Origin of the sequence: Enterococcus plantarum, assembly GCF_001730295.1 — a bacterium.
In the GTDB taxonomy this organism is placed as follows: domain Bacteria; phylum Bacillota; class Bacilli; order Lactobacillales; family Enterococcaceae; genus Enterococcus_L; species Enterococcus_L plantarum.
Genome location: NZ_MIKA01000004.1, coordinates 36,112 through 59,299, shown reverse-complemented (window position 1 = coordinate 59,299; position 23,188 = coordinate 36,112). Strand labels below are relative to the sequence as shown.

At 36.9% G+C, this 23,188-nt stretch carries 20 protein-coding genes; 14 read left to right on the top strand and 6 right to left on the bottom strand.

Annotation, left to right across the window (positions count from 1 at the left end; all coding sequences use genetic code 11):
* Positions 1-10: 10 nt before the first annotated feature.
* Together BCR22_RS02660 and BCR22_RS15540 are read left to right on the top strand one after the other, a co-directional pair.
* Complete coding sequence (locus tag BCR22_RS02660; protein ID WP_069653452.1) at positions 11-1,120, top strand: alpha/beta hydrolase; 1,110 nt, start codon at positions 11-13, stop codon at positions 1,118-1,120.
* Between the two features lie 149 nt (positions 1,121-1,269).
* Entirely contained in the window at positions 1,270-1,998 is a 729-nt protein-coding gene (locus BCR22_RS15540) for a DUF6287 domain-containing protein (RefSeq protein ID WP_205634347.1), read from the top strand.
* A gap of 162 nt (positions 1,999-2,160) precedes the next feature.
* On the opposite strand, the gene BCR22_RS02650 is transcribed toward BCR22_RS15540, so the two are convergent.
* On the bottom strand, positions 2,161-3,144 hold the full coding sequence (locus BCR22_RS02650) for a tRNA dihydrouridine synthase (protein WP_069653451.1): 984 nt from the start codon (positions 3,142-3,144) through the stop codon (positions 2,161-2,163).
* A 223-nt stretch (positions 3,145-3,367) separates the two neighbouring features.
* Between BCR22_RS02650 and BCR22_RS02645 the strand changes: the two genes are divergently transcribed.
* From BCR22_RS02645 to BCR22_RS02635, 3 genes are read left to right on the top strand one after another with little or no spacing between them, the layout of a single operon-like run.
* Positions 3,368-3,793, top strand: coding sequence for a MarR family winged helix-turn-helix transcriptional regulator (locus BCR22_RS02645; RefSeq protein WP_069653450.1), 426 nt, complete (start codon positions 3,368-3,370; stop codon positions 3,791-3,793).
* Between the two features lie 34 nt (positions 3,794-3,827).
* A complete protein-coding gene (locus BCR22_RS02640) occupies positions 3,828-4,907 on the top strand; it encodes an LLM class flavin-dependent oxidoreductase (RefSeq protein ID WP_069653449.1) in 1,080 nt (359 codons plus the stop codon).
* Positions 4,908-4,918: 11 nt separating this feature from the next.
* Complete coding sequence (locus tag BCR22_RS02635) at positions 4,919-5,485, top strand: NADPH-dependent FMN reductase (RefSeq protein ID WP_069653448.1); 567 nt, start codon at positions 4,919-4,921, stop codon at positions 5,483-5,485.
* 227 nt (positions 5,486-5,712) lie between these two features.
* Here the strand turns inward: BCR22_RS02635 and BCR22_RS02630 are convergent, their stop codons facing one another.
* The 5 genes from BCR22_RS02630 to BCR22_RS02610 form a co-directional block, all read right to left on the bottom strand.
* Entirely contained in the window at positions 5,713-5,994 is a 282-nt protein-coding gene (locus BCR22_RS02630; protein ID WP_069653447.1) for an LPXTG cell wall anchor domain-containing protein, read from the bottom strand.
* Positions 5,969-6,967 carry a WxLIP family cell surface protein gene (locus BCR22_RS02625; protein WP_069653446.1) on the bottom strand — a complete coding sequence of 333 codons (999 nt, stop codon included), beginning with the start codon at positions 6,965-6,967 and terminating at the stop codon, positions 5,969-5,971. Before BCR22_RS02625 ends, BCR22_RS02630 begins: the two co-directional genes overlap by 26 nt.
* Before the next feature lie 84 nt (positions 6,968-7,051).
* The gene (locus BCR22_RS02620; protein WP_069653445.1) at positions 7,052-8,512 is read right to left on the bottom strand and encodes a DUF4822 domain-containing protein; all 1,461 of its coding nucleotides are present in this window, start codon (positions 8,510-8,512) and stop codon (positions 7,052-7,054) included.
* Between the two features lie 203 nt (positions 8,513-8,715).
* Positions 8,716-10,488 (bottom strand): oleate hydratase, encoded by a 1,773-nt coding sequence (locus tag BCR22_RS02615; RefSeq protein ID WP_069653444.1) that lies wholly within the window; start codon positions 10,486-10,488, stop codon positions 8,716-8,718.
* Positions 10,489-10,678: 190 nt separating this feature from the next.
* On the bottom strand, positions 10,679-11,485 hold the full coding sequence (locus BCR22_RS02610; protein WP_069653443.1) for a hypothetical protein: 807 nt from the start codon (positions 11,483-11,485) through the stop codon (positions 10,679-10,681).
* Positions 11,486-12,438: 953 nt separating this feature from the next.
* Between BCR22_RS02610 and BCR22_RS02605 the strand changes: the two genes are divergently transcribed.
* From BCR22_RS02605 to lepB, 9 genes are all read left to right on the top strand, one after another.
* Positions 12,439-13,539, top strand: a complete 1,101-nt coding sequence (locus BCR22_RS02605) for a tyrosine-type recombinase/integrase (RefSeq protein ID WP_069653486.1) — start codon at positions 12,439-12,441, stop codon at positions 13,537-13,539.
* Between the two features lie 321 nt (positions 13,540-13,860).
* Positions 13,861-14,580 (top strand): response regulator transcription factor, encoded by a 720-nt coding sequence (locus BCR22_RS02600; protein ID WP_069653442.1) that lies wholly within the window; start codon positions 13,861-13,863, stop codon positions 14,578-14,580.
* Between the two features lie 99 nt (positions 14,581-14,679).
* Positions 14,680-18,486 (top strand): WxL domain-containing protein, encoded by a 3,807-nt coding sequence (locus tag BCR22_RS02595; RefSeq protein ID WP_069653441.1) that lies wholly within the window; start codon positions 14,680-14,682, stop codon positions 18,484-18,486.
* Positions 18,487-18,504: 18 nt separating this feature from the next.
* A complete protein-coding gene (locus tag BCR22_RS02590; RefSeq protein ID WP_069653440.1) occupies positions 18,505-18,858 on the top strand; it encodes an LPXTG cell wall anchor domain-containing protein in 354 nt (117 codons plus the stop codon).
* A gap of 4 nt (positions 18,859-18,862) precedes the next feature.
* On the top strand, positions 18,863-19,663 hold the full coding sequence (locus BCR22_RS02585) for a WxL domain-containing protein (protein ID WP_069653439.1): 801 nt from the start codon (positions 18,863-18,865) through the stop codon (positions 19,661-19,663).
* A 29-nt stretch (positions 19,664-19,692) separates the two neighbouring features.
* Positions 19,693-20,451, top strand: a complete 759-nt coding sequence (locus BCR22_RS02580; RefSeq protein ID WP_069653438.1) for a WxL domain-containing protein — start codon at positions 19,693-19,695, stop codon at positions 20,449-20,451.
* Positions 20,452-20,660: 209 nt separating this feature from the next.
* Positions 20,661-21,764, top strand: coding sequence for a WxLIP family cell surface protein (locus BCR22_RS02575; RefSeq protein WP_069653437.1), 1,104 nt, complete (start codon positions 20,661-20,663; stop codon positions 21,762-21,764).
* A gap of 25 nt (positions 21,765-21,789) precedes the next feature.
* Complete coding sequence (locus tag BCR22_RS02570) at positions 21,790-22,455, top strand: hypothetical protein (RefSeq protein ID WP_069653436.1); 666 nt, start codon at positions 21,790-21,792, stop codon at positions 22,453-22,455.
* Positions 22,456-22,486: 31 nt separating this feature from the next.
* The gene (gene lepB, locus BCR22_RS02565) at positions 22,487-23,185 is read left to right on the top strand and encodes a signal peptidase I (RefSeq protein WP_083241726.1); all 699 of its coding nucleotides are present in this window, start codon (positions 22,487-22,489) and stop codon (positions 23,183-23,185) included.
* Positions 23,186-23,188: the final 3 nt, after the last annotated feature.

Genomic DNA, 23,188 nt, shown 5'->3' with positions numbered 1-23,188 from the left:
AGGAATCATAATGGCACGGGAATACGATCTAAAATTAGTAGAAGCGATTAAAAATAATCAATATACAGAAACACGTCGCGATGTGTCGGTCATCGTAAAACCAATTCCAGATTGCGATATTGATGGTGCGATGGATCCACGGGTGTATAAAGGGGCTAAAAAAATGAGTCTACTGATGAAATTTATCCCCAAAAGTATGCTGAAAATGGATGCTAGTCCAAAATCAATCAAACGTTTGCGAAAAATGTTTAATAGCGTAGATTCGACACCAATGGTTGAAGAGGACATTAAAGAAATGACTTTTACGATTAAAGCGGAAGATGGTTTTGATATTCCCATGACTCGTTTTCAATCGGAAAAACCGATGGCTCATTCACCTGTGCTCTATTTTATTCATGGCGGTGGTTTCTTTGCTGGTAGTACGGATGTTGTGAGAGAAGCCTTGAGGTTATTTGTTAGTCAAACCAATATGATTGCGGTCAGTATCGACTATCGTTTAGCACCTGAAAATCCTTTTCCAATCGGGCATACGGATTGTTACACTGGCTTAAGATGGTTAGCCGACCATGTGGAAGAATGGGGAGCTGATAAGCGGAGTATTTTCGTCGCGGGAGATAGCGCTGGTGGGAACTTAACAGCGTATTGTAGTAACAGAAATATTGAAGAAAATCGTGACGATGTATGTGGTCAAATTTTACTTTACCCAACGCTTAATATGGGTGGGATCAAGGATGAATATACTGAATTTGATATCGATCAGGATGTAGCGATTTACGCGAAACAAGCCAATGTTATTCGTCCCGGTATTGAGATTTTTGGTGAAATGACGACCAGTTTATCCGATATTTTAGGGACAAAAGATATTTTAAATAAATACTTAACACCCTATATGTCAGTCAGTGAAAAAATGCCAACAACGATGATCACTTCAGGAGAACATGACTTCTTAACCTTTGAAAGCTTAGCATATGCTAAAAAATTGGTTGATTTAGGAGTGGATACGACCTTTACTTTATACAAAGGTATGGGGCATGCATACATTGATCATGTAGGAAATTATCCACAGGCAGAAGATTGTATGCGAGATATTAGTGAATTTATTAAGAAAAATAGGCGTTAAACCGAGTAAAACCTTTCCTTGAAGCATGTAGAAAGGTTATGCTAGTCTAGTTAGCTATCATTTAAAGATAGACGAGGCGTATAATGTATATTATTATAACAGGGATACGTATAGTTTAAAGGTTATACAAAAGACTTGGAGGATTTGGTGTGAAAAAAATAAAGAGCACTATTTTGTTAGGTTTGAGCCTGGTGTTTCTGGGGGTTTTAGTAGGGTGTAACAATTCTGGTAAATCAAGCGTAGATACGGCTACAACATCATCTAGCAGTAGAGAAACTACAGAGTTGACTACTAGTATGAAAGAAACCAAAGAAACTAAAGAAACCACAGAACAAACAACTACGCAATCTAGCATAGTTCAGGAGACAAAAGAAACAGATGCATCACAGGAACAAACAGGAGAAGGGCAAGCAAACGAAGTCATTGAATCGATGGACCTTTCTCAAATTCAACAAGGTGATTTCACAAGTCTCAATGGAACTTGGGTAAATGGATTAGGAAATACAATTTTTGTGGCAAACAATACAATGAGTTTTACAGACATTTCAAACCAGAAGCAAGCCGCAGAAATAACTGGGCTAAATGTAGATATTCCCCAACTAAATTCACCAGAGGGGACGCCTGAGTTAGTATCGTTTATGGGAGATAGTAATAAAGTCAAATCGTATGAACAACAATTAGGGCTTGAAGAGAACCAAGGGTTTGTTTCTTTACGAAGTAATCTCCCAAGTGCGGTAATCTACGTGTCCTTCTTACCAAAAGGTATAATGGGTGACATATTAGAAGGGGATATCACCAGAGATAAAATTGTTGCTGTGGGTACGCAAAACACCGCGACATCTGTTCGAGCAGAGTATGTCTATTATAAAGCTGACTAAGTTTTTAGAGACCTTGATAACAAAACATTGCGATATCTTATATGAAGTACCTACAAAAAGTGGGTGCTTTTTTATACTATTTTTTTCGTACTTACTAAATCTCGGTAGTAAAAGAAAAAGCGCTCTATTTCTAGATGCGCTTAAAACAACTATATAACCGTATTATTCTGATAAAGGCTCATTTGGTTTCACTTTATAAAACGCCCCTAAAATCTCTCGCACTTCATCTGTCGATTTCGTCCCCATTAATTTCACACGCAAGTCACTAGCGCCAGGAAATCCCTTCACATAAATCTTAAAGAAACGGTGCAAACCAACGATGGAGCGTGGAACTATTTCCGCATAATGATCCTGTAAATCAAGCTGCATCTCTAATAATCCAAGCAACTCTTGAGGCGAATGGTCTTTCGGTTCCTTTTCAAACGCATAAGGATTTTTAAAAATTCCGCGACCAATCATGATGCCATCTACACCGTATTGCTCTGCAAGTTTCAGACCTGTTTGACGATCAGGAATATCACCATTGATCGTAATCAGTGTTTGCGGTGCAATGCGATCACGGATTTCCATGATTTGAGGTATAAGATCCCAATGGGCGTCGACTTTACTCATTTCATTTCGTGTTCTTAAATGAACAGACAAGTTGGCAATATCTTGTTTTAATAAGTGAGTGATCCAGTCTTCCAACTCAGCGATTTCCGCATAGCCGATACGTGTTTTAACACTAACGGGTAAACCGCCAGCTTTGGCTGCTTCAATCAGTTCAGCCGCTACTTCTGGTCGTAAAATAAGGCCGCTCCCTTTGCCACGCCCCGCTACATTAGGGACAGGACAACCCATATTGATATCGACACCTTTGAAACCCATTTCGGCTAATCCAAGGCTCATCTCTCTAAAGAACTCAGGCTTATCGCCCCAAATATGAGCGACCATCGGCTGTTCATCTTCGGTAAAAACGAGACGTCCACGCACGCTATCCTTACCATCTGGGTGGCAATAACTATCCGAATTCGTAAATTCAGTAAAAAAGACATCCGGTGCGCCTGCTTCTTTGACAACATGGCGAAAGACAACATCGGTCACATCTTCCATCGGTGCTAAAATAAAAAAAGGCTTTGGTAGATCTGCCCAAAAATTATTCATCATTTTATACTCTCCACTCTATTGCTTTCGGTTAGATTCTGAAAAACATACTCATTATACTAATAATACTGGAAAGAATCAAAGAGAAGAATTGTATGTCAGCTAAGGTTAGTGTTAATCGTAATACAAGTTAGAGATAAAAAGTAAAAACAGTTTGCTTATTTTTAGTAAGTGTATTATACTAGCGTTATCAGTTTAGTTCTAAACTAAAAGGAGGTTCAGAAAAATGGAAAAACTATCACTTACAGAAAAAGTAAAATTAAGTTGTTGGATGTCCATCTTGCAGTTTGTTCAAAAAAGCAATCTCCAGTCCAATGAGTTTTTAAAACAATATGACCTAAATGCTTCAAAGTTTGATATGCTTCATCAGATTCAGGAAAACCAACCAATCACGCAAAAGGAACTAGGGGAGAAATTACTTATCTCCAAGGGCGGTGTTTCGCAAATGATCAAACAGTTTGAAACGGATGGCTGGATCACACGCCAACAAGAATGGAAGGAAAAATACATTTCCCTGACGGGTAAAGGACAACAGCAACTAGACAATTGCTTTATTGTCCAAAGTAAGCTGCAAGCATCCGCATTTGATAATTTAACGAAGCAAGAAGTACTTCAACTAGCAAAAATCAGCAAAAAATTGATGAAATCATAACAATAGTTAGAGCATGAAAAAGGAGTGTAGGAAAATGAATAAAAAAATGAACGAAAAATTCGGAATCGATTCTTCAAAAGGCATGGAAATCGGGTTATATTCACTAGGAGATCACGTTAAAAATCCAATGACAGGAAAGCTGATCAGCGAGCAACAACGAATCAATGATATTATCGAAGCAGCAAAGTTTGCTGACGAAGCAGGCATCGACGTGTTTGGTGTTGGTGAAAGCCATCAAAGTCATTTTATCGGGCAAGCAAACCAAGTGATTCTATCAGCAATCGCAGCGCAAACAAAAGACATTAAGATTTCTAGTTCAGTGACAGTTTTAAGTACCAACGATCCAGTCCGAGTGTATGAAGAATATGCCACGTTAGATTTAATTTCAAATGGTCGCGCTGAAATAGTGGCGGGTCGAGGTTCACGTGTTGGTGTTTACGAACTTCTTGGATTTGATTTAAAAGATTATGAAGAACTGTTTGAAGAAAAAATGCACTTGTTAAAATTATTGAATGAAGCGACACCAAATAAACGAATGAACTGGGAAGGCGCATTTCGTGCACCGTTACAGAATGCAGAAATTTTACCCCAACCGCTTCGTGGACATTTACCTGTTTGGCGTGCAGTGGGTGGTCCAGCAGATAGTGCGATCAAGGCTGGATTAGACGGTATTCCAATGATGTTGACGACATTAGCAGGACCTGCACCGATTTTCAAACGAGCAGTGGATGCGTATCGTTTGTCATTGAAAGAAGCAGGCTATGAAGAAACAGAATTTCCTCTTGCGACAACAAGTTTATTTTATGTTGCAGAGACTGGTAGCCAAGCGCGTAAAGAAATGTATCCATTTTTAAATGCCGGTTGGTCAGCGATTCGTGGTGGAACATATCCTAAACAACATTTTGCTCAATCACAAGATACTAGAGATACGCTAATGGTCGGCGGCGTCAATGAAATCATCGAGAAGATGCTGTATCAATACGAGTTATACGGACATCAACGTTTTATGGCACAAATCGATTTTGGCGGTGTACCGCTGGATCTAGTGAAGAAAAATATTGAATTGATTGCGACCAAAGTGATGCCAGAAGTTAAAAAGTATACCAAAGAATAGGATGAATAGTGATGAAAATAGTTGCAATAATCGGCTCCGCTTTTGGTAGTAAATCAAGAGTGGCTGTCAATTATACGATCAATAACATAAAAAAAGTGCGTAAAGATGTGGAAATAGACGTGATTGATTTTTCTGAAATCCAATTTCCATTCGCTGATGGACGGGAATATCTTCAGCACGAAGGCGAAGTTGGGGCGGCATTGAAAAAAATCATGGAGGCAGATGGCTTGATTATTGGCACGCCGATTTTCCAAGCATCGATGCCTGGAACATTGAAGAATTTGTTTGATATGTTGCCACTCAATGCTTTCCGCAATAAAGTAGCAGGAATGATCGTCACTGCGGGGTCAGAGAAACACTTTTTGATTCCGGAGCAACAAATCCGCCCAGTACTAAGCTATATGAAAGCTAATTTAGTGCCGAATTATGTGTTTATTACAGATCAAGATATCATTCGCCAAGAAATTAAAAATCCCGATATTGAATTTCGATTGGATCGATTCGTGGATGACTTTTTCTTATTACTGGATACGTATCAAACAATGATTCAGCAAAAAGAAGCGGAATATGATTTTTAGCAATCGTTGGTTGAGTGTGTGGGTGTGGACAAAAGTAAAAATCACTTTTGTTTCACACCCTAAATGCGAATAAAAGCTGGATATAAAGAAGAATTGGAGCTTCCCATGAGTATTCATCAAGAATTTCAAAGAAAATTGTGTTAAATAAACACAATATGATTGCTACGTCAATTCTATATGCCATTGAATTTCACAGGATGCTAAATAAGGAGTAATCTGATTTATATTTAGCTGTATTTATTGTGTACAAAATAAAACGAGATCAAAACAACAAATCCTATGAGTAGGAATCCACCGATCCAACTTAAAAAAAGTCCTAGCTCTTCATTTGTTTTTGGAAGAATACCCTGGACAACTTGTTCTAGAGTTGAAGTATCTCTATGAACTTCGACAGTCACTTCGCTTACAATGGTTTCGCTATTTGCAGTGTTAGGATAATAAAATAAACTGATTATCGAGGTTAGAAAGATGGTTATCAAGGCTTTACTTTTTTCTTTTGTAAAACACATACCCAAATCCTCCTAAAATGAGTAAGGCAACAATGCTAGCAAGTATGAGCCAAGCTCTATTGTCTTCATTCAATACGTCCAAACCTTCATTAATCGTACGTGAATCGGATTGTGAAATTGTAAAGTCACTTTCCCAAACTTCATTGATCCCCTCAGATTTTCCAGTGGTTTTTAATACATAATTACCTGCTTTTAGCTTGGAATTTGTAAGGGATAATTCGGGGGAAAACAGACTATTTGGCGCTATTTCGATACCAGTCATACTGTTTTTAAAAAGAATCTTCGTAGGTTGCCCCTTTTTATAAATTTCAAATGAAAGAGTTAGATCCCGGATGATAGTTGGTATGGGGTTTTGGAAAGACACGTCTATAAATCGTTCAGGTTTGTTATTTACTAAATTTATACCTTTATAGTTCATTTGACTATTCTTAGTTTCTTTATTTACTCGAATTTTAATGGGGATGTTATAGGCAAAAGTATTATTTATGCCTTCGTTAGGCTGTTCTGTGGTCTTTTCGCTCACATTGACTGCTCCTAAGATTGTCCCGTCAAAGTTCTTCAATTCAGCTTTTAAAACGACGCTTACTAGTTGTGTGCTATTTGCTTCAACGGTTATTTCTTGTTGTTCCACTTTAGCAATTTGTGAGAGTTTATATTGTTGGGCTGGATCGTATTTATGATCTACAGCATAGCTGATTGCACCATCTTTTGTGGTCATTCCATCCAAAATGGTTACGTTCATCTCTTTTTCCTCAGCTGATTCGTTTACAATCAATAATTCAAGGGTTTGATCAATTGCGGAGGATGTGGCGATATTAAAATAATCCTCCGTATTTTCTATCTGATTTTCTGGAATCAATGGCTTTAGGTAGTAAGCAGTTTCCTGTGCTGAAGCTGTATTAGGAAACATAAGTAGGAGAAATAGACTGGCTAATAAAAATAGTAGGGAATGGGATAGGCTTTTGGCGTTCATTTTCTAGACTCCTTTATAAAAAAATTTGATAAGAGACCAAGGTTCTAACTCAAGGAGTTATGCCTTAGTCTCTAAGTGTTTAGTTTATACTTTTGGTGTCAATGTCCAAGTGATATTAGCGCCATATACGCCTGATTGTAATAAACTACTTTGTCCGATTATTAATTGAGGATTTAGTGTCAGTGTTTTTCTTTCATTATTGCCTTCTTGATAACCGATTGTAAAGGCTTGATGTTCCTCACTATCATTCATTGTCACCTTAGCATTTGGTGTTAGTGTGCTATCTTGTGTTGAAGGTTCTAAACTAACGCCTAGTTTATTTAATAGAAAGCCTTTATTTCCAAAAGGGCCATCTGTTAACTTTGTTTTGACTGTCCATTCATCTTTTTCGCCAGCCCCTTTTCGTGTGTCAAGGACACTGACTGTAGCTTTTCCAGCTTCTTTTTCGTTCAAAGTAGATGGATTATCTTTTGTGTTTAGCTTTTCAAAAATAATACTTGCTTCAGTCGCCGCATTTTCACTAAATTTAACGGTACCCGCTGTGGTAAGGTTTTCTACTTCGACAATCGCATTACTTTTCGCAGAACCTTCTGCATCTTCTTCTGTTTTAATCGGAGGCATCACGATCAACTCGTTAGCTGGGTTAAAAGTAAAGTCTAAAGGTAGTGCTCCTGTGTATGGTTCATGCTCAACCGTAATCGTAATATCTTGACCAGTTGCATCTTTTCCATTTCTAGCATAGGTGAATCGTCCGCTGTTTAATTCTGTTAATTCTAATGTTGCGGCATAGTTACTGCCTACAGAAATATGTGTTCTTTCTTTATTATCAAGAATAACATCGTAATAACCGAAATCACCTCTTGATTTACCTTCTGTATCAAAGAATTCGTATCTTCCTGATTTGTTATCGTAACGGGCTAAGCCTAGATACCCTCTATTGTATTCAGAAACATCATTGCCATTCTCATCAAGTGCTTTTGTTCCTTGCCAAAAAGTGGAACTAAGAATATCTATCCCTGGTTGATCTTTGATGATTGTACCTGTTTCTTTAGAGCGGACAGGTGGTTGGGATGTAAAGGTTAATTCCCCACTATAAGGAATATGTTCTACAAAAACGAAGCCATTTGAGCCATCCTTTTGCACACCTTCTCTACGATAAGTAAACATATCTTTGTCTAATCTGACCATATCAACAACTGCTCGATAACCAAGTTCTGAGAGTAAGATTCTTTTTTTACCGTCTGGTGTAACGAAGAATACCCCTTTATCCCCTCTAGAAACATTGGTTTGCTTGTCAAAAAACTCATAGCGATTCGTAGTTGCGTCATATTTTGCTCGTCCGATAAAATTACTATTTTGACTGGTTACGTCATTTCCTTGTGCATCGTAAACGAATGTTCCTTCCCAATTAGTTGAACCGAGAACTTGGTTTGGTTCAAACTCTGATGCAAAGACCTTTGAGCCGTTCGTTACAGCAAGCAATGTAAACAATACTGTAAATAAAACATAAACATAGCTGTCCTTAAATTTTACGTGATTAGCCATTTGTAAAACCTCCATTTTTTATTGTGTAATAGGTATTTCTACTAATTAATCTTACTTCAAGTGAGTAAACGGAGAGTAAATAAACTATAAACAAACTATAAATTTTTTCATAAATCAAAAATAGACTACTCGTGTTCTAAAAGAACTAGAAACAAGTAGTCTAACCATTTGTATTCAACTATTTTGTAACAAGAGCTGATGATCTAAATCAAATCAGCATCTTTCAAAATATCCCCAATATACGTATCTTTCGTTTTATCAACGAACTTTTCAACAATTTTACGTTCTACAAAAGGTAATTCCATTTCAGTTAATTTTTTCTTATCAGATAAATAGTAAACAGAATTTGCCAAAGTCCGTAAATCGTAAGCTGATGCAAAAACTTCTGGGACGCCACGTTCAACGTCTAATAATTGATAAACAGCTTCCATCGCAGTTCTAACAGAGTATTCAGTAGTGAAGACGGTATCTCGCTCTGTTTCTGCGAAGTTTCCGATAAACGCTAAGTTTTTAGAACCGTTAGGAATGACTAACGGCCGGTCTCCTGGTTCACGTAGCATAAAGTAAGAGGTGATAAATGGCATATAAACTGGAATTGCCGTACATGAATGTTGCGCAAATTTGATGATATCTTCCTCCGGAACGCCTAAATGATACATCAACTCTTGTGCAATTTCTTCACCAGAACATTGTTCGATTGGTTTTTTAATATAATTTCCTGGAGTATTTGATAGTAAACCATATACCCAAGTGATCGATTGTTGTTCAGTTTGTTCTTTAAAGTGAGGTTGGCGATGCATCGCAAAACTCATTAACCAGTTGGAGTCTTTGATCGTAATGATCCCACCAGTCACGATTTTTCCTGTTCGCAATTTACGGTGTGTCAGTCTAGAAATGTAAGGCTCGATATCAAAGTTTTCCCATGTTACAGTAGCAGAAACGAACCAGCTTTCTGCTGGTAAATTCTCACAAAAGACATCGGGATTTCCAAATTCTGAAGATTGTTTCGCTAAATTTTTCCAAAGGTTCCAACTACCGCCTAAATCGTGTGTAATCGGTGCGGGTGTATGGTGGTCGCCCTCTGTTGAACTTTCAGTGATTGAACCATTTGTTACGAAAACCAAGTCATTTTCGGTTAAGTGAATTTCTTCTGTTTTGCCAGCTCTGGTTAGTAAGATACTTTTCGCAACTTTTGTTTCTTCGGTGATATCCACTTTGATATCATTGATTTTTGTTTCATATTGGAAATCTACACCATTTTCGTCTAAAAAGGCTAACAATGGTTTGACTAACGATTCAAATTGATTGTAGCGTGTAAATTTTAAAGCAGTGAAATCTGGTAATCCTTTAATATGATGAATAAAGCGCATCACGTAGCGTCTCATTTCAATAGCAGAGTGCCATTTTTCAAAAGCGAACATCGTACACCAATATAACCAAAAATTAGAATCAAAAAATTCTTCGGTAAAGACATCTTCGATTCGTTTCCCAATTAGGTTATCTTCTGAGGTCATAAATAAATCAACGAGTTCTTTTTGCGCTTTTTTAGAGAGAGTAAATTCACCATCATCTGAGGCACGTTCGCCTCGATTGTAAATGATACGACAGTTTGAAGAGTTAGGGTCGTCATGATCCAGCCAGTAAAATTCGTCTAATACTGAAGCATCCTCTACTTCTAAAGAAGGAACGGAACGGAAAAGATCCCACAAACATTCAAAATGATTCTCCATTTCACGTCCACCTCGTGTAACAAAACCATCATGGGGAATAAATTTTCCGTCCAACGAACCGCCTGATAAGGATAGTTCCTCAAAAATATGGATATGTTCACCTTTCATGTGTCCGTCACGAATCAAAAAGACTGCTGCTGCTAAACCAGCTAAGCCTGCGCCAACGATATAGGCATTTTTACCATCCACACCGTCAGGTTTTCTGCTTCTTGCAAATGCTTCATAGTTCCCACTTACGTACTTCATAAAGATCCCTCCTGGTTTTTGATTTGTTACACTGTTATTGTAGCAAGGAACTTTTTTACCCACAAAGGATAGCTGTACGAAATAAGACAGTTGCGTAATTTTGTCTGAAAAATGCTAAAAAAACTCTTTTGATGTATAAATCACCAAAAGAGTTTTTGTGCTATATCAATCTTAAAAGATAGAACTATACTTACTCAACAGCTGTCCACTCGTTCAATGTTTTCCCAGAAGCATCAACCAGCTCAAGCCAACTATTTGTTCCACCAAAATATAAAAACAACCCTACTTCATTGACACTTTTTAAAATGATGTCTTCTGTCGTCACATTGTTTTTAACTTTGTCTTTATGGTCTTCTCGAATTCTTTGCCCCATTTTTGCAGAAAAGCCTAGCGACCCGTCTTTGTTAAGTGGTGGATTTGCCATCATAGTAGCCCCAGATTTTAGAAGCATTTCATTTCTCTTGTGCCAAAGAACGGTTGCTTTACTCTCTCTTGTATCAACAAAAAAGTCGATTTGACTAACCTCTTTGGTCCATTTGTGACGTGCTTTAGCAGGTTTGGCGTTGGCTTTTTTAGGTTCTTCATTGTGTTTTAAAAGATAGCCGAATCTTTTTAAGATGAATAAAACTTCGTCTTTATAAGTAGAGACTGTCTTTTGATAACTTGTAGGGATCTTTGTTTCTAGTTGTGAAGGGATAGTCAACTGGATGCCATTATCTTTGGCTTCTAGAATGAACTGCTGCGCTAAATAATCCAATTCGATATCCCACGACGGAGCGATAGTGATTATTGTGTTATAATCTACCTCGTTTTGGAAAGTGCCAGCTTCTGATTTTCCTATTGAAGTGATTGTATCATCTTTAAATAAAATATAGATAGCTGGTTGATCGAGTACAATTTTATCGCTGTTTTCAATAATCGTAATAATTCCTTGGTTGTTGCTCAATTCAATGCTTGTTTTTGTTTCTGTGATAAGCACATTTAATTGAATTTCCATAGTTATCTCCTTCAGGGAATAATTCGATTCGTCATGTATCATAATGCTTGTATATCCGCACTTAGAGTCTATCATGAAACTGTAGATAAGTCCTTCAATTAAAATCAATTTTCGTTTCGAATAGTTATTTTGAAATAGGAAAGAGACTGAGAAATAACTCTACGAGTCATATCTTAGTCTCGAGGAATCTGATTAAATGGTTGGAGCAGAAGCAACCATTTATTCGAAAAAAAGCTGATATTTACAAAAGTTTGAGGATAAATTTCGTGAATTCTTTCTTATTTCTCGGGGTTAAATACTTCTGTCCAATCTTATTGGTTTGTTATATGAGTGGCGTTAAAAACTTAATGTTTAAAAAACTATAAAATAAAAAAATCGAGTGACCCATTATTTATCATATTTTATATAATGTGATTATCTGTTATTTTTATGTGAAATAAAATGTGTTGTTTTATAATTAGAAATAATGTAGAGTAGGCTAAAGTTGGGATTTTATAAAAATACAAAGGTTATATAAAGTGTAATAGAGAGAGTTTAAATAATATATATATGTTTTATAAGATGAAAATAAGTAATAAGAAGTTATTTCTCTAAAAATAAATAACTATAGAAAAGTTTTGTTGCTGTCATGAGTTATCAGAAAGTGGAAAAGGGTCCATTTTAATCAAAAAAACATTTCTTATTTTACGCTAAAACAAGAAATGTTTTTGATATTTATTTGAAATTATTTGTATAACAAATTCATTGTATTGGTTTTTTGAAAGAAAATCAATGGGAGTTGACGAAAAAACATACTATTATTTTTTCAATTTTTTAAGGAATAATATAAAAAAATGAGAATAATAGGATGGTTATTTTTTATTTATGTGATATAAGCGAAATGATGAGTTGAATGATCGGTTGTTTTTTTCCGCCGTCAATTCCGCCGTCAGGAAAGAAAGGATTTGATTTTTTTGAGTAAAGGCGAAAATATATATAAAAGAAAAGATGGTCGTTGGGAGGGGAGATATCCGAAAGGTAGAAAAGCAGACGGCTCTATTTACTACGGGTACATTTATGCGCGTTCATACCGAGCAGTCAAGGACCAGATGCTAGACAAAAAAATTCAGTTAAGATTATTTTACACAAAGAATACTAGAGAATTTCAAGGGACATTTGGAGAGTGGGCGCAATTTTGGTTATCGGACATCATGGCTCCAACTATCAAAGAAAGTACTTATGCAAGTTACAGCAATAAGCTACAATTACATATTTTACCAATTTTAGCAAAACGTCCATTAAAGAAAATAACAGCAATAGATATCGATCGTTTAGTAAAGAGTTTATCTAAAAATTTGGCGGCAAGTTCTGTCCATATTGTTTTTCGTATTGTAAAAAGCTGCTTTGAGGCCGCTAAGGAACGAGGATATCTTATTTTGAACCCTTGTGAACGAACAGTACTGCCTAAAATAGGGAAACAAAAAGTTCGAGCTCTAACACGACAACAGCAAAAAGAGGTAGAAACGGAGAGTTTGAAATCGACAAAAGGATTGCCTATTTTGTTAGCATTAGAAACGGGTATGCGAATTGGTGAAATCTGTGCGCTGAAATGGGAAGATATAGATTTTGAAGCGTCTATCTTAAGAGTTCACCGAACCAAACAACGGATTGCTTTGCCTAGCGGTTCAGGACACCTGACAAAAATCGTAGAAACGGCGCCAAAAACAACGAATGCAGATCGAATAATCCCGCTCTCTAAAAAAATCAAAAGAATCTTATTAAAATGGAAGAACCAGTCAGCTTCTACTTATGTTGTCGCCAATGGTTCAAATTCTATCGAGCCTAGAACTGTTAGTTATCGCTTTGAGCGCATAAAACAGAAGCTAGGTTTATTAAATGTACCTTTTCACGCACTTCGTCATACCTTTGCGACTCGGTGTGTAGAGTTGGGTGCGAATATCGCAGCAATTAGTTCATTACTGGGTCATTCGTCTATAAAGCTAACATTGGATACGTATACAAGTTCTTTTCTTGAAGAACAACGTACGACTATTGATAGATTAGCTTCTATATAATGTACATTCAATTTCTGTCTTCTTCATAAACGAGTAGTAATGCCATTATTTATTTTATTAAAAAGTTAGTCCTTTTTCTGTAGGCTGGCTTTTTTTTGTTTTTTCGCGCCGTCATTTTTACCGTCATAAAGTTCTATAATTCCCATAAATAAAGGCTGAATTCATTTATTTCTTGTTTTAGCGTAAAACAAGAATCTTTTCCTAAGTTTTTAATATCTAGATAAACAGTATAGAAACTATTCTAGATTACTGCAAACATAATGACTAACTTTTGAAAGAATGGACAAAAAAATACATAGAATCAAAGAGGGGCGACAGTGAATGTATAATGTAGGAATTATTTCGGCAGATAATAAAGTAGAAGACTGTACCTATGTAGATGCATTGGAAGAATCAGAATGTACGGTTCATTATCTACAGGACAAACAAAAATGGTTAGTCAGCGTAGAACAGTTAGATGCTCTCATAATTGAAGAGACGGAAATGGATAATCAGATAGGGAAGATTTGCGAATCCATTATAACAATACGGGAACAAAGTTCTGCTTTGATTTGGGTAATGTCGAAAAATGCGGACAAATCTACCAGGATTGTCTATATGAAGTTAGGTGCGGACGGTATTATCAACAAGACGATCGATTCGGATGAACTTTCCTTATTTATTCAGAATAACCTAAATAGATATGTTAAAAGCGCAACGGAGAACAATTTTTCTCCTGATCGTTCATTTAAGGGGAAAAATGTAGGGAAAAAGAAAAAAATTGAATTGATTCCATCTAATTTTAGCATTCTATTATCTGGAAAAATTGAAGTGAGCTTAACTCAGTTAGAATTTCGAACGATTGAATTGTTAAGCAATCATCCGAGCCAGGCATTGACTTATGAAGAAATTTATCAATACGTCTGGAATGGGTCGGCCAGAGATAAGAGATACCGAGTTGCTAACATTATTTACCATTTAAGACAAAAAATAGCGAATGGTGATTCTTCTACTCAATATATCAAAACAATTCGTTCTAAAGGGTACATGCTGCTAACATGATTAAACTAGTTTTCAATTTTTTATTATTGAAGAGGATTATATTCAATAATAGAGAATTTGAAATAAATTGCTTTAAATTTACGGGGAAGGAGGAAAAAAATGAAAAGAAAATGGATCATAACAACTGCTTGTATGGTGAGCATTTTAGCTGGGTATCTTTACTTTGAAAAAGCTGAAATAAAAGCGGAAGAAAGCATTTCTACTTACGCAGATGGACCAACTACTCGCGCTAGTGGGTCATTGATCACTTATCCCAACGTCAATTTGGTGGACAGTGCCAATCCAGGAGCTGCTACGCCAATACCAGGAGAATATGCAACACTATTTCGTATTACACCTAGATTGACCTATACAGTTTCAGGAGCGACAAGCGAAGGAGCGAACTACGCGCGCTTTGATAAACGGGATATTACAGGAAATAACTTTGTGCAATTGAATAAAGTAGCGATTTATAAAGGTGGATTTGTAGATTTGCGCGCCACGATCGAATCGTATACATCTTCTACAGCGAATCCAACTGCGTATATCTACTACCCAACTTCCACAAGTAGTAATGCGCAAAAAGAAAACTTTCTAAGAATCGATACACGTGGTACTAATGCGCAAATGAGGATAAGATATGATTTCTTCAAAAGTGGCACTACAACAAAAATTCCCATGAAAGCAATGTGGAATGTGAAACGATTGAATTATCTTAAGGGATTAACGATTGATTCTGACAGTGCCTTTTTACAAGGATTATACACGTATTCAAATAGTGAGATTATCTACAGTGATGTGGGTGCCGGAACGACTAGGTTTGTTGGGACTTCTGGTGGAGAAAAAGCAACGCAGGAGTTTACGTATCTATTTAATTCAGATGGTTCTATGCAACAAACAATTGATTTACCGTCAGGAGCAGTGGGTTATTTGAAATATGAAACGTCAGCTATGACGAGGATTATTCTTCCACCGCCTCAAATTCTGGGAGAAACCAACGAAGATCAAAATAAAATTGATTACACTGTTGTTCAAGATATGCCAGAACAATCAGATGCCTCTTTTTATCCTAAGCAATATACGATGTATATGAATGCTGATGAGATTTTTGATTTGTCTCAGGCGACCGTGACAGTTACAGATATGAACGGAGCTAATACTACTTCGAAATTTACGATTACAAAAGACATTCCTAATAATCGTTTTGTCGTAACTGTTCCAGCGAGTACGCTAAGTAGCGCATCATTTGTTAATAATTCATATGAATTTCAGATTACGTCTAAACTCACTGCAGGTGTTGATAAGGAAAAATATTATCAAAGTGATGGGTACTTACACATTCCAATGACTGTTTACAATGTTACTGGAGATGGACAAAGTGAGATCAATGAAGGAATAGCTAAGACAAAATTAGGCGGTTCCCCAACAGCTGATCCAGTACCGCAAGAAGTAATGGTCGGATCAAGTACACAAGATTTGGATCCAGCGGATTTGGTATCGAATTTAAAAGGTGTTTTTGCTTCAGAAACAGTTAGCGTAATTGGCTTTGATTCCGAAAAGACATTTTCAACAGTTGGCAACGAGACAGTCATTGTCGTCATTAAAGGAGACAAAAGTGGTTTGACTGAGAAGATTAGTGTACCGATTACAGTAAAGCAATTTAGTAATCCTGAATTTATGACGAAGGTTGTTTCAGAGGTGAAACAGTCAGATGGTTCGTGGAAAAAAAGTGAACAAGCAAAACCGTTGGATGAAGTTCGCTTTACTATAACATCAGAATTAACGAATGATTTAAGTCGTTGGCAGCAAGCAAAACTGTATGCGGAATTAGATGCGTTATATAAAAATGTAACGCCCGTTTCAGCAGAGATGATTGATTCAACCGGTAATTCTAAGAATTTAGGGTTACCAGTAGTATCACAAAAAACACCATTTGCTGTTGTTCAAACGGCAGATGATGATTTATTGATAGGAAGCAAAGGCAGTATTTTAAAGCTAGTCTATACAGCTCAAGTTGATGCCTCTGCTAGTTCTAAACTATTAAAAACAAAGGCTACTCCAAAAGGACTGAATCCTGATAATTCAGTAATCGCTGAGTCAAATACTGAACATTTACTGAATGTTTTGGATGTTGAACCCCCAATTGCTACAGCCAAGTTGACGAAGGTCACACTAAATGATGCAGAGGCCATCATTGGATCAAGTGTTGATTTGAAAGGATTTTTCACGACAATATCCGATAACGTTTCTCCAAAAGAAAAGATTACTGCAAAACTTTTAACAACGGATATTCCGTCACTTGTTTCAACTGTGGGCAAAAAAACAATCAAGATTCGTTTGACTGATGAAGCAGGGAATTCAGCAGATTACGATACGTTTATTTATGTAGTTGATGATTCTTACAACTGGGGAGAAGACGGTATTATCAAGGGTACTGACTTTAGAATGGATTACAGTGATTGGCCAAGCAAAGATCAACGTCCTTTAGTTGTTACTAAAGGGAAAGTTGAAGCATGGCAGTTCGTCAAAGATGAAGCCGGGAATATCCTCGATGTGACGGATGTAACAGCAGATGAAACATTATTTAGCATCGATATATCTAAAGTAACAAATGCTGAAGAAGTTGCGCATGACATAACATTAAAGTTGAAAGACACAACGAAAGTGATCACTGTTACGTTTAATGATCGAACCAAACCAACTGGGACAGGTAAGCTAACATTTGTTGATTTAGGGGATAATGCGTCTATTGAAAATGCATCCGACTATACAGCTTATTTAACAGACTGGTCGGATAATGTTTCAGCTAAAGATAAAATTGCTGTAACGCTAAAACCAGGTCAAAACCTAGTGAATACTGTTTCAAAAGTAGGACCAGCTAGTTTTGTAGTGATCTTAACTGATGAGGCTGGAAATGCAGAAGAAGTGACTGTTCCAATCTTTGTCAAAAATGATGAGATGGTAACAAGCAATAAGTATGTAGTAGATGGTCGAGATTTCAGTATAGCTGCGAAAGATTATCCGACTTCAGAAGAAGCGATTTTGACTATGATTCGTGAAAAAGGGAAACTAGCGCTTTGGGAAATCGATGATGCAACTGTTACTTCGTTGGATGCGTCCCAAATTTCTATTGATAAAGGTACTTTACCGGGACCGGCAGCACCTGGAACTCCAGTTGCTAGTGGAGATTATCAATTAACGCTAAGTTATGGTGAAGGACCTGCTAAGGTAGAGAAAAACATCAAAGTAACAATCATTAAAAGTGTTTCGACAGTTAATGTAGAATTTGTTGATGATACCGGTAAAAAAATTCACGAAACTGTTCCGGTCAGTGGAAATATTGGTGGAACAATCGATTTGACAAAGAACTCAGATGTCAAGGCGGTATTGGATACTTTGATTGGTCAAAATTATCAAATTCAAAAAACACCAATACCAGAGGATGCTATTCCTGTGAACGAAACAGAATATGCAGTTCAATACGTTTTTTCAGGTACATTGTTTATCTATTCTGCCCCTCAATCTATTGATTTTGGTTTGCAGGATGCCGGTATTTTTGGTGTTCGTGTAGAGAAACCTGCGTATGATAAAGAGTTGATCATCTGGGATAATCGAACAAAATTAACGAATTGGACTTTAGATGCGAAATTGGAATCTTACTTGACAAGTAATGATGGTGAGGGAGCAAAAATCTTACCGGAAGCCATTCGCTATCGAACGGGTGAAGGAAAAGAAAGTGAGATTATTTTGAATAATGAGAATCAGCCAATTGTTGAAGATGCGCATACGACAACAGGTCAATACGATGTCAGTGACAAATGGAAGACTGGTGAGCGAGGATTTAAATTAGATGTTCCAGCTGGTGCGGTTCGTGAATTAGGGAAATATAAGGCGACGATTGTTTGGACTGTTGGAGCAACACCATAACAGATGGAGGAAAGAATAATGAATCAAAAACATTTATTTTCAGCTTTCTTTGTCTCTGTAGTTGCGGTTGTCCTATTTTTCAGCTATCCATTGTTTGGAATGGCTGAAGAAAACGGCGGAGCGGTTCAGACAAATGGCGGAATTACCTTTTACGAAGAAAGTATATCTAATAGCTCAACTGAACAAAGTACGACACCCTCAACTACGTCAAAACCAACGAGTCAAAAACCTGTAGGGAGATATCCGTCAACAGGAGAATTGGTGAAAGCCAGCCTTGGAATCAGCGGGGCTGTGTTAGTTGCAATCATTTTGATTCTGTTCTATCTGAAACGTAAGAAAGAGCGCGAAAACACTGAGGAAAAGGGGGCTTAACAGAATGAAAAGAATAAAAATGGGTCCTCTGTTGATGTTGCCGTTTTTCTTAGTTGTGCTCTTGAAAGGATCAGTGCCTGTATATGCAGAAACAACTGGGCACGGAACAGGAAAAATTCAGTTTGAAGGGGAATACGATCAAATACTCAAAGATCCAGAACACCCAGAAAATGAAGTAGATCCAGGAGACAGCCCGTCTACAAAAGGTGATCTGAGAATTGATTTTGTTCCTCAGTTTGAATTTTGGCAAAACGAGAAAACCACAACGGATGCTGTGTATTTAGGAAATGCGCAACTGTTCCATGGAAAACTTGGAGCCAGAGGCAATTTTGTACAAGTGTCTGATTATCGTGGGACTGGTAAAGGGTGGAGTTTACAGGTTCGTCAAGAAACACAATTCAAAAATGACAATACTGAAAACAAAGAATTAAACGGTGCCGTGATTTCCTTAGATCAGTCTTGGGCAAATTCAACCAGAAGTAAAGAAGAAGCACCAATTGTGCAAAAAGATGTGATTCGAATTGACAATATCGGGCAAACATATAATTTAGCTGAAGCTAAACCTGGTTCTGGAGAAGGTACTTGGTCTATTATATTTGGTGCTTCTGCCGAAAATGATCAGGGGAAAAAGGAGTCACTAACACCACGTTTAGACAAAGAAGGGAATCCAATCATGGACCCGAACTTTGATAATAAACCAATGTATAAAAATGACGCATTAAAGTTGTCCATACCGGGGGCAACGAAAAAAGATCCGGTAACTTATCAAACGGTGATAACTTGGATTTTATCCGAGCTACCATAAATAGTCCAAAATATTAGGAGGAAATACAAATGAAAACTACACACAAATTAGCAAGTGCTGCATTATTAGCAGCAGTCGGCGTAGGTCTTGCAATGCCATCAGCAACAAAAGCAGCACCTGAACAAAAAGGAAAAGGAAATATTGAATTCCAAACAGATTTAACAACAAATCCAACGAACCTACCACCAGGTGAATCATCAGGTGATGAATTAACAGAGCCAACTCAAAATCCTGATCCATCTGCATTGAAAATTGTTTCAGTAACAGATATGGATTTTGATAAGCACGATATTATTGCGAATGACTCTGAAAAGACATACAAAGCGTTACCGTTCACAGATGGTACTCAAACAACAGCTCACTTTGTCCGTTTTAGAGATGTTCGTGCCAACGTTGCTGAGAACTTCTACAGCATTTCCGTTGCACTGACAAAACAATTTACAAGTACAGGAGCAGTTGCTTCTGAATTGACTGGTTCAAAATTAACGTACAACAATGTTTCTTTAGTAACAGGTACAAATAAAGCTACTTTGCCTACTTCAGCAGCTGTAAAAGCAGTTTCCGATTTAGAATTTGCTGAAGATGGTTCAAAAGCACAAACAATTTTGACAAATGATCAAAAAGGTAAAGGGTTTGGTGTGTTTGAATTAATGTTTGACACAAACGAAAAAGCCAAAGCTGGTAAAGATGCTTATGATGGTGTGACATTGAAAGTTCCTGGAGACAACGTTTTGAAAGAAGCTAAATACGAAGCTGAAATCACTTGGGCCATCACTGCTGCACCGTAGAGAACTGTTTTAAAAAAGAGGCTAGAGAGGATAATGTAAAAAATGAGACTGAGATATAATGCTACGAGTCATAGCTTGGTCTCAAGGTTAAATACTTCTGTCTGATCCTCGCTTCACTAGTCTTTTATCAATAGTTAGAGGGTGAAACAAAACGAATCCATCGTTTTGTCCCACCCTCTTATTTTCAAGAATAGAAAGAGGGATTTTTAATGCTAAAAAAAGTAGCGATTAAACTGCTAGGTTTACTATACATAGTTGCAATCATCGTTGTTTCTGCAGAGTCGGTTCAGGCAGAAGCATCGAAAGGAAGTCAAAATTCTGGCGGTTTCTCTTATGAAGTCATACTTCCAGAAAACCAACATAATCCCGAAGCAGGGTACTTTGATTTAAGAGTAACACCAGGCCAAAAACAAAAGCTTCAAATTAAAATGAGAAATACAGCAGATAAGGAAACAACTGTTTTAGTTAGCTTAAATGGCGCCAAAACCAATAGTAATGGCGTTATTGAGTATGGAGAAAATAAAATGAAAAACGATGCCTCTTTAAAATATGATTTTAAAGACATCGTAACAGGACCAAAAGAAGTAGTTTTAGCACCGAAAAGTGAAAAAATATTGGATTTAGATCTGAAAGTACCTGATGCTTCTTTTGAAGGGTATATTACAGGAGCGGTCAGTCTGTCAGAAAAAGATCAAGATGGATTAGACTCTAAATCTGATGAAGGAATGATCAAAAATAAATTCGTTTATCAAACGGGTATTCAATTAAGTGAAGGGGATACAGATCAAATAAAACCAGATTTAAAACTGAATAAAGTTTATCCTGAGCTAAATAACTATCGTAATTCAGTATTCATTAATTTTTCAAATATTCAACCAATTTATATTAATGATATGACCGTAGAGGTTCAAATCATGGGGAAGGGCTCAGATGAAGTTTTATACGATACCAAAAAAGCCAAAATGCGGATGGCACCAAATACATTGATCGATTTCCCAGTATCAATGAACGGTGAAAAAATGGTACCAGGAGATTACCGGGCAAAAATCTTAGTAACGACAAAGGCTGGTGATCGTTGGCAGTGGGAGCAAGGATTTAAAATTACTGATGAAGATGCGGATAAATTTAATGAGCAGGATTTGACCTTAGTCCAAGAATCGGGTATTGATTGGGTACTGATCGCAATCGTTGTGGGTGGTATTTTAGTTTTAGTGTTCATTATTTTCATTTTGATCCGTCTGATGAAAAAAAATACTAAAAAGAAAAAAGGCAAAAGAAAAACTTCATCACCAAAGAAGAAAAAGAAGAATTAATGAGTACTAGAGGAGGCCTAGAAGAATGGAAATACTAGATTGGTTATTTATAGGATTACTTTCCTTAGCTATCCTCTGTTTTGTATTTATGCTTATCTTTTCGGTGGTGACAATGCAAACGGGTAAAAAAATTCGTCGACTGAAAGTCAAGAAGCCAAAACGAAAGCCTAAACTGAAAAAATGGAAGAGAGCCTGCCGTGCTTTGATGAAAAAACGCAAACAACAAATTCGTTGGGTGATAACGTTTTTATTGATAGGAATCATCGGACTAAGTGGAGCGTTTTACAGTCGTTATTATCAAGCAACCAATCTAGGAAAAAAAGATTCAGATGCGTTGGTCCAAGGCTACTTTTTAATTTCAGGTATCGAGGAGCAACTGAATCAAGTACAGGGGACAGATAACCCTAAAAAAGTTCAAGGAACGCTATATGATTTATCGGCGCGACTCGCTAGTTACGGGGCACATTCTGCAAATGGACGATTATCTGAAGAAGGGCAAAAACAATTGAATCGCCTATATTCAAACATGAAAGAATTAGGAGTGAATATGGGAAGTCAAACGGTAGAGTCATTAAGCGACCAAGAAACATTAGACGGGTACAAAGCAGACTTGAAGAAAACCCAAGACAATCAGAAAAAAGTATTAAAGTATTTCCGAATCAATGAAGCATCTTTAAAAGGAAATAAATAGCTATTTTCTCGCACGTTAAGGAGGTTCTTTAATGAGTAGAAATAAGCCAAAAGTTCTTCAACAAAAAAAAGGTAGAAATAGGAAAAGGGGCCAGCCACCTCATTCTGCTTCTAAAAAATCTGTGAAACAAAAACACTTTAGAAAGCAATCATTGAAACAAAGAAAAAAAAGGCAGCGAAAAAGAATTAAGAAGCTACTTGTAGAATTGATTTCCAGTCTCACAATAGCTGTGTTGCTCATTTACCTAGTGTCTTTATTGACCTTTGTGATTCCACAAATAGAAGGTTTTGGAATGGCTCCGAATTTGAAAGAACCGAATCGTATTTTCGTTAATCGTTTAGGAGAAATCAAAAGATTTTCCCTTGTTTATTTTCATGTGCCAAAACGTTCAAAAGAAGTTTCTACTCGTAGGGTGATTGGTCTACCAGGAGAAAAAATAACATACAAAGAGGATACTTTGTTGATTAATGGGCAAGAACAAGTGGAGCGTTTTTTAACTGAAGAGTTGCAAAAAGCTAAAAAAGAAGGGTACCAATTAACAGAAGACTTTAGTACAGAAGATATACCAGGAACAGTTCTAGGAAGGATACCCCAAGGGAAATATTTAGTTTTAGGGGATAATCGCACTTTCGCAACCGATAGTCGATATTACGGGCTCGTTGACGAGAAGGATATCATAGGTGTTGCTACAATGAAATTACTCCCACTTCATGAAATGATGAAATTGTAGAAA

Coding starts and splice junctions, on each gene's coding strand:
- BCR22_RS02635 (WP_069653448.1), top strand. CDS start 4,919: ATGAAAATAGTTGCAATAATCGGCTCCGCTTTTGGTAGTAAATCAAGA.
- BCR22_RS02575 (WP_069653437.1), top strand. CDS start 20,661: ATGCTAAAAAAAGTAGCGATTAAACTGCTAGGTTTACTATACATAGTT.
- BCR22_RS02645 (WP_069653450.1), top strand. CDS start 3,368: ATGGAAAAACTATCACTTACAGAAAAAGTAAAATTAAGTTGTTGGATG.
- BCR22_RS02650 (WP_069653451.1), bottom strand. CDS start 3,144: ATGATGAATAATTTTTGGGCAGATCTACCAAAGCCTTTTTTTATTTTA.
- BCR22_RS02585 (WP_069653439.1), top strand. CDS start 18,863: ATGAAAAGAATAAAAATGGGTCCTCTGTTGATGTTGCCGTTTTTCTTA.
- BCR22_RS02610 (WP_069653443.1), bottom strand. CDS start 11,485: ATGGAAATTCAATTAAATGTGCTTATCACAGAAACAAAAACAAGCATT.
- BCR22_RS02595 (WP_069653441.1), top strand. CDS start 14,680: ATGAAAAGAAAATGGATCATAACAACTGCTTGTATGGTGAGCATTTTA.
- BCR22_RS02640 (WP_069653449.1), top strand. CDS start 3,828: ATGAATAAAAAAATGAACGAAAAATTCGGAATCGATTCTTCAAAAGGC.
- BCR22_RS02620 (WP_069653445.1), bottom strand. CDS start 8,512: ATGGCTAATCACGTAAAATTTAAGGACAGCTATGTTTATGTTTTATTT.
- BCR22_RS02615 (WP_069653444.1), bottom strand. CDS start 10,488: ATGAAGTACGTAAGTGGGAACTATGAAGCATTTGCAAGAAGCAGAAAA.
- BCR22_RS02600 (WP_069653442.1), top strand. CDS start 13,861: ATGTATAATGTAGGAATTATTTCGGCAGATAATAAAGTAGAAGACTGT.
- BCR22_RS02590 (WP_069653440.1), top strand. CDS start 18,505: ATGAATCAAAAACATTTATTTTCAGCTTTCTTTGTCTCTGTAGTTGCG.
- BCR22_RS02580 (WP_069653438.1), top strand. CDS start 19,693: ATGAAAACTACACACAAATTAGCAAGTGCTGCATTATTAGCAGCAGTC.
- BCR22_RS02660 (WP_069653452.1), top strand. CDS start 11: ATGGCACGGGAATACGATCTAAAATTAGTAGAAGCGATTAAAAATAAT.
- BCR22_RS02630 (WP_069653447.1), bottom strand. CDS start 5,994: ATGTGTTTTACAAAAGAAAAAAGTAAAGCCTTGATAACCATCTTTCTA.
- BCR22_RS02625 (WP_069653446.1), bottom strand. CDS start 6,967: ATGAACGCCAAAAGCCTATCCCATTCCCTACTATTTTTATTAGCCAGT.
- lepB (WP_083241726.1), top strand. CDS start 22,487: ATGAGTAGAAATAAGCCAAAAGTTCTTCAACAAAAAAAAGGTAGAAAT.
- BCR22_RS02570 (WP_069653436.1), top strand. CDS start 21,790: ATGGAAATACTAGATTGGTTATTTATAGGATTACTTTCCTTAGCTATC.